The organism is Bacillus sp. AY2-1 (genome assembly GCF_008368965.1).
Classification (GTDB): Bacteria; Bacillota; Bacilli; order Bacillales; family Bacillaceae_G; genus Bacillus_A; species Bacillus_A thuringiensis_S.
The window spans coordinates 23,312-35,281 of sequence record NZ_QPEL01000070.1 but is presented as its reverse complement, the minus strand read 5'-3'; the positions used below and the strand labels follow the sequence as shown (position 1 = coordinate 35,281).

Genomic DNA, 11,970 nt, shown 5'->3' with positions numbered 1-11,970 from the left:
GAGGGAATATATGCAAAAGTGGAAGCTCATATATCAAGTAATCATTTTCATAGTGCTTGTAGGTATTGGCGTTTTTAAATATTCTACACCAATAGGAAATTGGGCGTGGTTTACAGCTTGCATCGGCATATTTTTCATTTTACAATCGTTAACGAAAAAATATAATTGTACAGAAAGATAGCTCGCCGCTAAAACGGCGAGCTATTTTGTTATGCTTTTTTCTGTTCATCATTCGTTTTTTCGGTAGCTAAATGGCTATGCTTTCTAGAGTAGAAGAAATAGAAGCATAAACCGACTATAAGCCAAGCTATAAAGCTAATCCATGTCGTTTTAGATAAATTAGCCATCAAATATAAACAGCAAAGAATCGCGACAACTGGTAATACAGGTACGAAAGGTGTACGGAATCCACGTTTTAAATCAGGATGTGTTTTTCGTAAAATAAGTACCGCGCAGCAAACGAATGTAAAGGCTGTTAACGTACCGATGTTTACTAAATTTGCTAGCAAATGTAAATCTAAAAGTCCTGCTAATAAAGCGGCAATAACGCCAGTAATCCACGTATTTAATAAAGGGATTTTTACTCTTTTATTTACACGTGCTAACGCTTTTGGAAGTAGACCGTCACGGCTCATCGCATACGAAACTCGAACTTGTCCATACATAACGACTAAGAGAACGGTTGTCATTCCAGTCATCGCTCCAACAGCGAGTAGTCCTGCAATTGCATCCTCACCAACGAAATGCAATGCAAATGCAACTGGATCAGAAACGTCTAATTGCGTATAAGGAACCATACCTGTTAAAACGAAAGATACGATCATATATAAAACAGTACAAATAAGAAGAGAACCGATAATACCAATTGGTAAGTCACGCTGCGGTTTTTTCGTTTCTTCTGCAGCGGTTGCGATTGCATCAAAACCTAAAAAGGCGAAGAATACAGTGGCAGCTCCGGTAATAATACCGTCGTATCCGAATGGAATGAACGGTGTCCAGTTTTCAGGTTTTACATATTTTGCGCCTGCTACGATAAAGGCAATGATAACAGCTAGTTTAATAAGAACCATAATATTATTAATGCGTGCACTTTCACGTATACCAAAACTTAAAAGACCAGTAATAAGAAGTAAAATGCAGACAGCTGGTAAATCGATGAGACCACCTTTTCCTACGCCGGGGGCCGAGGCGATTATGGCGGGTAGGTGTATATTGAACCCTTGTAGTAATGATTGCAAATAACCAGACCAACCGACAGCTACTGCTGCAACGGCAAGTAAATATTCGAGCATTAAACACCATCCGACGATGAAGGCGACGACTTCTCCGACTGTCATGTATGCGTAAGTATACACACTTCCTGAGACAGGAATAGAAGAAGCAAATTCAGCATAACAAAAGGCTACACAAGCACAAGTAAATGCAGCAATAAGGAATGATAGCATAATACCAGGACCAGAATGTTTTGCTGCAACAATACCTGTTAATACAAAGATCCCTGTCCCAATTACGGCGCCGATCCCTAAAAACGTTAAATCGAGTGCAGTTAATGTTCTATCTAGCTGCTTTGGTGATTCAGTACTAAGCGCTTTTTTTCGTAATAATGACTTCACTTTGGACTCTCCCCCCGTTTTTTCATTTCCATAACTGCGACTATAGTATGAGCCCATTAAAAAAGAGTATGTAAGGAAATGGAGGTACAGTTATGGTATGTAGTTTTTTAAAATTGCTGGATTAATCTTAATATAATTCAGAATATTTTGTCAAATAAAAATATGAAAAATAAAATTCGGATCAATAGGGGAAACTACTTGCAGAAATGAACGGGGGTTAACGACCCACTGATTAAAGTTAAAGTAGGAGCAGATGCTATGTTATTTTATTTTGAACTTGTCGTCATTTTACTTTGTACGAAATTAGCTGGTGACATTAGCGTGAGACTTGGTCAGCCTTCTGTACTTGGTAAGTTAATTGTCGGTATTATTATCGGTCCAGCTGTACTCGGTATTATTAATAGTTCTGAACTAATTGATGAACTGAGTGAGATTGGTGTTTTGTTACTTATGTTTATGGCGGGACTTGAAACAGATTTAGAAGAGTTAAATCGGAATTTGAAATCGTCATTTGCAGTAGCGGCTGGTGGAATTATTTTTCCTTTCATCGGTGGTTATGTAACAGGATTGCTGTTTGGATTAATGCAGTCCCATGCCATTTTTTTAGGATTATTACTTTGCGCAACATCGGTTAGTATTACGGTGCAGACGCTACGTGATTTAGGAAAAATGAATACGAGAGAAAGTACAACAATTTTAGGTGCTGCCGTATTTGATGATGTCATTGTCGTTATTTTATTGGCATTTGTAATGAGTTTTTTAGGAACACAAGATGTAAATATAACACTTGTCATTGCAAAGAAAATTATTTTCTTTGTAAGTATTGTTTTTATTGCTTGGAAAGTCGTTCCTTGGATTATGAAAATGCTTGTCCCGCTTCGTGTAACAGAAGCGTTAATTAGCGCGGCTCTTATTATTTGCTTCTCTTTTTCTTATTACAGTGAAATGATGGGAATTGCAGGCATTATTGGAGCATTTGCAGCAGGAATTGCTATCTCTCAAACAGAGTATAAGCATGAAGTGGAACATAAAATTGAACCGATTGCTTATGCAATATTTGTTCCAGTATTCTTCGTAAGTATCGGAATGGAAATTACATTTCAAGGCATTGGAAGCCAGCTTTGGTTCATTATTATTATGACCCTCATTGCGATTTTCACAAAGTTAATTGGATCAGGGTTAGGAGCGAGATTGACAGGTTTTAATCTCCAATCTTCTATTAGTATTGGCGCGGGGATGGTATCACGTGGTGAAGTAGCACTTATCATCGCAGCAAATGGACTTACGGCGAATTTATTAGCGAAAGAAAATTTCACAGCGATTGTTATTGTGGTTATATTGACGACGATTATTACACCGCCACTTTTGAAGAAATATTTTGTATAGAGAGGAAGGGCTTATCTGATGTAGGTAAGCTCTTTTTTTATTCCAAAAAGCAATGGTCATATAGCATGAAGGGTTTGTAATTATGGTAAAATCTATGTATGTGATATGACAAGGAGAGGGAAGTGTGAAGATTACGAAGGAGAAGGTTATCGGTGTAATCGTACTTATTGCAGTATGTATACCATTTACTGCATGGAAAGAATCAAAAGTGAAAGATTTTCCGGTTTCTATTTTTTCGGAAGAAGCAGATGGTGAGTACGGTCAGAAGCTGAAATATACTGCTTTTTTACCTGATGTTGCGATTTGGATGAACGGTTGGAAAGAGAAGTGGACAGAAGGAGAAAGAACTGTTTATCAAAAAGGGAATCGCATTGTAAATGTGTTTCATCCTCCTGGCGATGATGGTTTTTACCTTCTTGAAGCAAGAGAAAATAAGTGAACGCAACCGTAAGAAGTGGAGGTTAAATAGTGAAAGCTTCAACATTACTATTTAAAATTGAAAGTAATATGGATCAATTTTCACCAGCTGAAAAGAAGGTTGCCATGTACATAATGGAGAATGCAGAGATTGTTCCGAACTTAACGACGAAAGAAGTGTCAACGAATGCAGGCGCAAGTGAGGCGAGTGTCGTTCGTTTTTGTAAGTCGATTGGGATCGGAAGTTTTAAAGCATTTAAGATAGCACTCGTTCGTGAATTAACGATTGCTGATTATAATATTAACGATTTTTCAGTGATGAATACGGAAGATGGACCGTACGATTTGTTTAATAAAGTCACTTATGTGAATAAAGCTGCAATTGAGGCGAGCGTTACTGCGATAGATAAGAAGGAACTTGAGAAAGCTGCAGATCGTATTGTCAATGCGGGTAAAATTATATTTTACGGCGTAGGTGGATCAGCTACGCCAGCAATGGATGGGGCGTATAAATTTACACGGCTTGGATTTACAGCGATGATGCTATCTGATTTTCATATGATGTTGCCGCTTGTGACGAATTTAAAAGAAGGCGATATATTTGTTGCGATTTCAACATCTGGTCGAACGAGAGATGTGCTTGAAATGGCGCAGTATGCAAAGAGACAAGGTGCAACTGTTATTGGAATTACGAAGCTAGATCAATCATCCCCCTTATATAAAGAAGCGGACATTCGTCTTTGTATGCCAGATGTAGAACAAGATCATCGTATTGCAAGTATTGCGTCGAGAATGACGCAACTGAATATGATTGATGCTTTATATGTGATTACTTTCAACCGAATTGGTAATAAAGTATTGGATCAATTTATGGAGACGCGAGAAGAAGCGTTGCGGTTACGGAAGTTAAAGTAGAAGAAAAGATGAGGAGACTCATCTTTTTTATTATCTTTGACACAAATATGTCATGTTGTGAAATTTTATTTCATAAAATAAGAAAGGGATATTGATTTTTAGTTTCTTAAAGTTATAATAAAAGTGTGAAATATAATTTCAAAGAGGGTGGCAATATGTTAGAAAATTTATCGACAGAACATCGTAATGAGAAAACAATGAATTTGGATGAGATGAGCATAAAAGAAGTGTTGCAAAGTATGAATGAAGAAGATCGAACTGTTGCGTTAGCAGTTGAAAAAGAGATAGAACAAATTGAAAAGGTTGTACAGACTGTTATTAAATCTTTTGAAGAAGAGGGACGTTTAATTTACATTGGTGCTGGTACGAGTGGTCGTTTAGGTATTCTAGATGCAGTGGAATGTCCGCCGACATTTGGCACGGATGATAAAATGGTGCAAGGATTTATAGCAGGTGGATTGAAAGCGTTTACTAAAGCGGTGGAAGGTGCCGAAGATCGCGAAGAGTTAGCAGAAGAAGATTTAAAAAGTATTGGATTAAATGAGAAAGATACAGTGATTGGAATTGCTGCAAGTGGCAGAACTCCTTACGTAATTGGCGGCTTGAAATACGCACAGAGTGTAGGAGCGAGTACAGCGAGTATTTCTTGTAATAAAAATGCTGAAATAAGTAAATATGCAAAGTTAAATGTGGAAGTAGAGACAGGTGCAGAAATATTAACAGGATCAACGCGTTTAAAAGCTGGTACAGCACAAAAATTAGTGTTGAATATGATTTCAACAGCTTCGATGATTGGTGTAGGAAAAGTATATAAAAACTTAATGGTAGATGTTCAATCCACAAATGAAAAGTTAGTAGAACGGTCAAAACGAATTATTGTGGAAGCAACAGGCGCTAGTTATGAAGTAGCGGCAGAGTATTATGAAAAGGCAGAACGTAACGTAAAAGCTGCCATTGTTATGGTGTTGTTGCAGTGTGAATATGGGGAAGCACTGGAGAAACTAAAATACGCTAAAGGGTTTGTGAAGAAAGCACTATAAAATAATAGGGAGGGGGATTCTATTATGAAGAAAGAAGAGAGAATGGCCAAGGAAATTTCGGAGCAACTTGGAGGAATAAAAAATATTCGTAGTATTGCTCATTGTATGACGAGACTACGATTAACGCTTCATGATGAAAGTAAAGTAAATATGGACCTTTTAAAAAAAGTTGAAGGCGTTATGGGTGTTATAGAAGATGAGACGCTTCAAGTTGTCGTTGGTCCAGGAACAGTAAATAAAGTAGCAGCTGAAATGGAAGGCTTAACAGGACTACGAATTGGTGAGGTAGCAGATCATCACCTTGAAGATATTGGGCAAGAGATGAAATCAGAGATTAAGAAGAAAAATAATACACCGGTGAAAAACTTTTTACGAAAAATAGGAAGTATTTTCATTCCGTTAATTCCAGGACTTGTTGCGTCAGGAATTATAAACGGGGTTGCTAACTTTGCGAAAAACGCTGGTGCTGATCCAAATGCAACGTGGTTACAAATGTTACTACTCATTGGCGGCGGTATCTTTACATTCTTAGGAATTTTAGTCGGTTGGAATACAGCGAAAGAGTTCGGCGGGACACCGGTTCTTGGGGCAATTGCTGGCATTTTAATTTTCAACCCAGCGATGGCAAACGTAAAATTGTTTGGTGAAGCATTAGTGCCCGGACGTGGCGGATTGTTCGCAGTTATTTTTGCAGCATGGCTTATGGTTGTAGTGGAAAGACAAGTTCGAAAAGCAGTGCCGAATGCAGTTGATATTATCGTGACACCACTCATTACTGTATTAGTTGTAAGTATTGTAACAATGTTAGCCATTCAGCCATTAGCAGGTTTCTTATCAGATGGTATTACGAGCGGAATTAATGCGATTTTAAATATTGGCGGAGCATTTGCTGGCGCAGTACTTGCGGGAACATTTTTACCTCTCGTTATGGTCGGATTGCATCACGGTTTAACACCAATTCATATGGAATTTATTAATCAAACACACGTAACACCTTTATTACCAGTACTCGCAATGGCTGGTGCTGGCCAAGTGGGCGCAGCAATTGCGATTTATGTGAAAACAAAAAACAAACGACTTCGAAATGTAATTAAAGGTGGATTGCCAGTTGGCTTTTTAGGAATTGGTGAGCCGTTATTATACGGGGTTACATTACCACTTGGGAAACCGTTTATTACTGCTTGTTTAGGAGCGGCTGTCGGTGGTGCATTCCAAGCAGTTATGCAAACGGCTTCACTTGGAATTGGCGTATCAGGGCTATCTTTAATTCCGTTAATTGCTGACAATAAATATTTACTATATTTCTTAGGTTTAGTAATTGCATATACTTTCGGATTTATCTTTACGTACTTCTTCGGATTTAAAGAAGAAATGGCAGAAAACATATAGAGAAAGGGATTCCTTTCTCTTTTTCTATTAATAGAAAGGGAGATTTATATGATCGGAGTTTCCATTTATCTTTCAAAAGAACGAGTAGAGAAACAAGAAGAGTGGCTAAAAGTGGCGAAGGAAAATGGATTTTTGTCTATTTTTACATCACTTCATATACCAGAGGATGATCCTGGTACGTATAAAGAGTTAATTCAGATACTTGGGAAGCAGGCTCTTGAAAATGAAATGGAGTTAATGGTTGATGTTTTTCCAAAATCGTTACACCATTTAGGGCTAACATATGAAAATGTGGAAGAGTTATTGAACTGGGGCATTACCGGTTTAAGAATGGACTATGGTATCACGCCAAAAGAAATCGCCCGCGTATCTCACAAGATGAAAGTAGCTTTAAATGCGAGTACGATTACAAAGTCATTTTGGAAAGAGTTACTTGCAGAACATATAAGAGTAGAGAATGTAGAAGCGTGGCATAATTTTTACCCACGTCCAGAGACGGGACTAGCAAAGTCCTTCTTACAAAAACAAAATCAATATTTACAGAAGTGCGGAATAAAGACGATGGCATTTATTCCAGGAGATGCGGAAAAACGTGGTCCGTTATATGAAGGGTTACCAACGTTAGAAAAACATCGCAATATGCGCCCGCTTGAAGCGTACGTAGAACTTGTTCAAGATTGTGGTGTTGATAAAGTGTTGATTGGAGATATAAGCGCGAGTTTGGAAAGTATGCAAGAAGTAGCTAGTGCAAGTAGAGGGATTATTCCATTGCGTTACAAATCATTTATAACTGATAAAGAAGTATTAAAAGTGGTGGAGCAAGTGCATACAAATAGACTAGATCCGGCTCGTGATGTTATTCGATCTGTAGAATCAAGGGAAGGAAATAGAGTGGTGTTACAGCCGATGCATACAATTGTAAGAAAGAAAGGCAGCATTACAATTGATAATGAATTGTACGGTAGATATGCAGGGGAGATGCAAGTTGCTACACATGATTTACCTGTAGATGAGAAAGTGAATGTTGTTGGAATGGTTGTGGAAGAGGACGTTTCTTTACTACCTTATATTGGCGCTGGAAAAATGTTTCAACTTTTTCTATGCGATAGAATAAAAGCTTGAATTAGCGCTATTTTGTAGGAAAACATTATCCGTAAAACGGATAATGTTTTTTGTTTTCTTTAAAAAAGTATTTGACGAATGAAATAAAATACCGTATTGTTTTGACTTGTAAATAAAAGTTCACCATAACAAAACAAAAAGGAGAGTTCAAAATGAATCAATATATTGGGAATTTAATTATTCGTATCGTGTTAGGAGTTACGTTCTTTGCACATGGTTTAGCAAAGTTTCAATCAGGTATCGATAACGTAGCAGGATGGTTTACAAGCATCGGTTTACCAGGTGGCCTTGCATACGGCGTAGCAACAGTTGAATTAGTTGGTGGTATATTATTAATTATCGGTTTAGGTGTACGATATGTAGGATTGTTATTCGCTCTTATTTTAGCTGGAGCTATCGTAAAGGTAAATGGAGCAGCTGGTTTATTAGGAGATGGAAAGAATCCAGGATATGAATTAGATCTTGCATTATTATCAATGGGTGCGTATTTATTCGTAGTAAAAGCAGAAGGATATGTAGATCGTTTCTTAAAAGAGAAAGTAATGAAAACGAAGTAAATTTTATTTATAAATTGTTGACTTGAAGAAATATTGTAACTATAATGATTACAACTGATGAATTAAGAATAAAATAATTTAAATATTTTTTTACACAAGATGTAACTGTTTGGGTTACATCTTGTGTAAAAATAAATAAACGGGAGGAAGTAATATGCCTAAATCAAATTTAGAAATTATTCAAAGCACGTATGAAGGATCAGCTTCTTCGAATGCAAAGCATTTAGCAGAAGCCTTCTCTGAAAAAGTGGAATGGACAGAGGCAGAAGGTTTCCCATACGGCGGAACATATAAAGGCGTAGAAGCTATAATGGAAAATGTATTTAGCCGTTTAGGATCAGACTGGGATGATTATAAAGCAAGTGTAAATACATATCATGAGGTAAACGGAAAAGATGTAATTATTGCAGAAGGTATGTATTCTGGAGTTTATAAAGAAACAGGAAAATCATTTGAAGCAGAATTTGTTCATGTATGGCAGCTTGAAGATGGAAAAATCGTGAAGTTTAAGCAATATGTAGATAGTCATATTGTTAGGGAAGCGATGAAGAGCTAATGCTTTTTAAATGGATTGTAGGTATATGTATTACCATTATTGTAATCATCTCTTCTATAGTTGGCGGAAAGAAATTGCTTGCATATATGGAAAAAGAAAATAAAAATATTCAAACCGAGCGAGCGGCAAACGAAAAAGAGAAAAAAGCTGCAGAAGAAGTCCCGCAAATTAGTGAAGGTGAAATTATTTCTACCATGCATAAAATGGTGCACCAAAAGGTAAAATCCTCTGAAAAATGGGGATTTGTAGAAATGACAAAAAAGGAAATTTCTAATGTAAAAAGGGATATTGAAAATAGTACAGGTTTTCAATATAAAATGAAGTTATTTTCTATTATAAACAGATGGGAAAAAGGAGATTTTTCTCAAACTGTTGAGGAGCATAACTTTTTATGGAACCTCGAAGGTGGAGATACTGGCAAGGCGACGGAACGTTTATCGCCAGAAGAGGAAAAGCAGTATATAAAAGAAATGAAGAGTAAATAAAAACATCGCCAACCCAGATGACGATGTTTTTTCATTAAGGATGTTTTCGCATTAAAGGTCTAACAGGCTGAACAGCGACAGTTTTGAAATGAGAAAATAAATAACATCCTGTTACAACGACAATTGTTCCTAAAATTTGTATCCACGTTAATTCTTCTCCGAGGAATATGAATGCTAAAATGGCTGTGAAAATTGGATTGAAGTTTAGAAAAATACCTGATGTAGTTGCGCCTAATTTTTGTACGCCAATATTCCAAAATACCATACAAAGAACTGTCGAAATAAGTCCAGTATATAAAAGTGATGTGATGAAAGAAGTATTTATATTTGAAACAGTGAAGCTACCTATGTTAAACGGTAGTAATAAAATAACGCCGAAAATACCAGAGTACAACGTTGCCATAAGTGGTGTAGTTGTTTTTGTTGCCCATTTACTACAAACAGAATAGATTCCCCAAATACAAACTGCTGCAATCATCCATAAATCGCCGCTATTAAAATGTAGTGAAAATAAAAGCGAGAAATCACCTTTTAATAGGACGAGGATAACCCCGAAGAATGAAAGAATCATGGATAGGATTTGAAGTGTATTTACTTTTTCTTTTAAAAATAATACTGAAAATAATGCGATTGAAATTGCATTCAATGTAGAGATAAGACCTACATTCGTAGCGGATGTTTTTTCTAATGCTAAAAATTGAAAGATGTTAAAAAGAGCGACCCCTGAAATTCCCATCAATATTAAAGGAAGTATTGCGGTACGTGGTGGAAGGATTTTCTTTTCTTTAAACCATACCATCGGTAATAAACAAACAATCGCAATCATCCATCTTAAATTTGTCAGTGTCATCGGCGATGCATGATCGACGAGTGATTTTCCAACGACAAAATTTCCTCCCCATAATAAGCTCGTTAGTAATAGTAAAAAGACGTAAAAATAAGGCATGCTAAAATCCCCTTTTTTGTAATCAATACGAATTGTAAATAATTTTAGCATTTTTCTTTATTTTGTAATATATTCTTTTGTATAATGATGAAAACTCGATAAAATCTTTAGTTATGAATGGTATTTACGGAATGATATTCAGTTTTGTGTAAGGTATAAGGTGTTTTTTCGAATAATCATCGGTAAGAAAAAAGGGGGAATTGTAATGGAGTCGTCTGTTATTAAAGTGTTGGATGATTTGGATGTACAAATTTTAGATATATTGCAGAAGGAGTCACAAGTAAGTAATGCAGAGCTGGCACGTCGCGTTAATTTATCACCGGCTGCGATGCATGCAAGAATAAAAAGATTGGATGGGGAAGGTTTCATCGATAAGCAAGTCGCGATTTTAAATCAAGAAAAGCTTGGGTTTGATTTATTATGTTTTATTTTTATGAGTACGAATATTCATCAATTTGACAAGTTGGAAGTGTTGGAGAAAGAATTAGAATCGATGCCGGAAGTGTTAGAATGTCACTGTTTAACAGGAGAGTACGATTATTTATTAAAGGTTGCAAATCGTGATCGTAAAGAACTAGAGCAGTTTATTAGAAAGCTGAATAAGCTTGGTATTACAAGGATACAGACAAGTTTAGCACTTCGTGAAATTAAATATTCGACAGTATTGCCGATACGAAATGAGGAACCGAGCATCGATTAGATTGCTTGGTTTTTTGTTTGTATAAATTGATTGACGAGGAGAAAAGAGAGATGTATTATTATATAAAATTATGAATTAAAATTCATTTTAAGTTATAAATATTAATATCGAGGGCAAGGGGATGTAATATGAAAATCTGTAATGCGGTGACGAGTGATGTGAAAGAAATTTATAGTCTTATTGAGGTTTATGCAAAAGAGGGAGTTGTTTTACCACGTTCTCTTTTGTCTCTTTATCAATATTTGCAATGTTTATATGTTATGAAAGAGGACGAGAAAATTGTTGGAGTTGCTGGATTGCATGTATTGGGGGAAGATCTTGCAGAAATACGATCGTTAGTAGTTTCGCATACATATGCAGGAAAAGGGATAGGGCGTATGTTAGTGAACCATGTAATAAATGAAGCAGCGAAAATAAAAGTGAATAGAGTCATTTCTTTAACATATGAAACGGAATTTTTTCAAAAGTGCGGGTTTGATTTTGTGAATAGAGAGGCGTTACCAGAGAAAGTATGGATTGATTGTAGACATTGTCCAAAGGTTGATTATTGTGATGAAGTGGCGATGGTTCGGTATGTTGGATGAAGTAAAAGGAAAAAAGAGCAGCTAGCAAAAGCTAACTGCTCCATTCAAGGGATCTCTCCAAGGGGGAGTGGAGAAAATATTATGTTACTAGCATTATTGACAGATTATTAGGAAATATACAAATCAGATGAAAGAAATTTTAAATAAACTTTCGGCATTGACAGTTTTTAAAATGTTCATGTACAATATATATGAATGACATTCAGTCATTTTGTATGACAGGATGCAGTTTACTTGGAAACGGAACAAATATAAATGGT

14 protein-coding genes are annotated in these 11,970 nt (G+C 36.3%); 12 read left to right on the top strand and 2 right to left on the bottom strand.

Features of this window, described 5'->3' with window-relative positions; translation table 11 throughout:
* Positions 1–10: 10 nt before the first annotated feature.
* The gene (locus tag DN403_RS31215) at positions 11–181 is read left to right on the top strand and encodes a hypothetical protein (protein ID WP_001174833.1); all 171 of its coding nucleotides are present in this window, start codon (positions 11–13) and stop codon (positions 179–181) included.
* Between the two features lie 28 nt (positions 182–209).
* Here the strand turns inward: DN403_RS31215 and bcaP are convergent, their stop codons facing one another.
* A complete protein-coding gene (gene bcaP, locus DN403_RS17485) occupies positions 210–1,670 on the bottom strand; it encodes a branched-chain amino acid transporter BcaP (RefSeq protein ID WP_003276830.1) in 1,461 nt (486 codons plus the stop codon).
* Between the two features lie 201 nt (positions 1,671–1,871).
* On the opposite strand from bcaP, the gene DN403_RS17480 reads away from it, so the two are divergent.
* From DN403_RS17480 to DN403_RS17440, 9 genes are all read left to right on the top strand, one after another.
* On the top strand, positions 1,872–2,999 hold the full coding sequence (locus tag DN403_RS17480; protein WP_000899807.1) for a cation:proton antiporter: 1,128 nt from the start codon (positions 1,872–1,874) through the stop codon (positions 2,997–2,999).
* A gap of 124 nt (positions 3,000–3,123) precedes the next feature.
* On the top strand, positions 3,124–3,438 hold the full coding sequence (locus DN403_RS17475; RefSeq protein WP_000704960.1) for a hypothetical protein: 315 nt from the start codon (positions 3,124–3,126) through the stop codon (positions 3,436–3,438).
* A gap of 29 nt (positions 3,439–3,467) precedes the next feature.
* Positions 3,468–4,331, top strand: a complete 864-nt coding sequence (locus DN403_RS17470) for a MurR/RpiR family transcriptional regulator (RefSeq protein ID WP_000648168.1) — start codon at positions 3,468–3,470, stop codon at positions 4,329–4,331.
* Positions 4,332–4,486: 155 nt separating this feature from the next.
* Complete coding sequence (murQ, locus tag DN403_RS17465; protein WP_000892345.1) at positions 4,487–5,371, top strand: N-acetylmuramic acid 6-phosphate etherase; 885 nt, start codon at positions 4,487–4,489, stop codon at positions 5,369–5,371.
* 24 nt (positions 5,372–5,395) lie between these two features.
* The gene (locus tag DN403_RS17460; protein ID WP_000711295.1) at positions 5,396–6,760 is read left to right on the top strand and encodes a PTS transporter subunit EIIC; all 1,365 of its coding nucleotides are present in this window, start codon (positions 5,396–5,398) and stop codon (positions 6,758–6,760) included.
* Positions 6,761–6,808: 48 nt separating this feature from the next.
* Positions 6,809–7,882, top strand: a complete 1,074-nt coding sequence (locus DN403_RS17455; RefSeq protein WP_149185645.1) for a DUF871 domain-containing protein — start codon at positions 6,809–6,811, stop codon at positions 7,880–7,882.
* A 152-nt stretch (positions 7,883–8,034) separates the two neighbouring features.
* Complete coding sequence (locus DN403_RS17450; protein WP_001077751.1) at positions 8,035–8,439, top strand: DoxX family protein; 405 nt, start codon at positions 8,035–8,037, stop codon at positions 8,437–8,439.
* Positions 8,440–8,593: 154 nt separating this feature from the next.
* Complete coding sequence (locus DN403_RS17445) at positions 8,594–8,995, top strand: nuclear transport factor 2 family protein (RefSeq protein WP_001126696.1); 402 nt, start codon at positions 8,594–8,596, stop codon at positions 8,993–8,995.
* Positions 8,995–9,480 (top strand): PRK06770 family protein, encoded by a 486-nt coding sequence (locus DN403_RS17440; protein WP_137073543.1) that lies wholly within the window; start codon positions 8,995–8,997, stop codon positions 9,478–9,480. Before DN403_RS17445 ends, DN403_RS17440 begins: the two co-directional genes overlap by 1 nt.
* A gap of 34 nt (positions 9,481–9,514) precedes the next feature.
* Here DN403_RS17440 and DN403_RS17435 read toward each other — a convergent pair whose 3' ends face one another.
* Positions 9,515–10,426: a DMT family transporter gene (locus DN403_RS17435; protein WP_001146241.1), complete on the bottom strand. Its 912-nt coding sequence runs from the start codon at positions 10,424–10,426 to the stop codon at positions 9,515–9,517.
* A gap of 205 nt (positions 10,427–10,631) precedes the next feature.
* On the opposite strand from DN403_RS17435, the gene DN403_RS17430 reads away from it, so the two are divergent.
* Positions 10,632–11,126 (top strand): Lrp/AsnC family transcriptional regulator, encoded by a 495-nt coding sequence (locus DN403_RS17430; RefSeq protein ID WP_000446097.1) that lies wholly within the window; start codon positions 10,632–10,634, stop codon positions 11,124–11,126.
* Positions 11,127–11,254: 128 nt separating this feature from the next.
* Entirely contained in the window at positions 11,255–11,710 is a 456-nt protein-coding gene (locus tag DN403_RS17425; protein WP_000686659.1) for an N-acetyltransferase, read from the top strand.
* Positions 11,711–11,970: the final 260 nt, after the last annotated feature.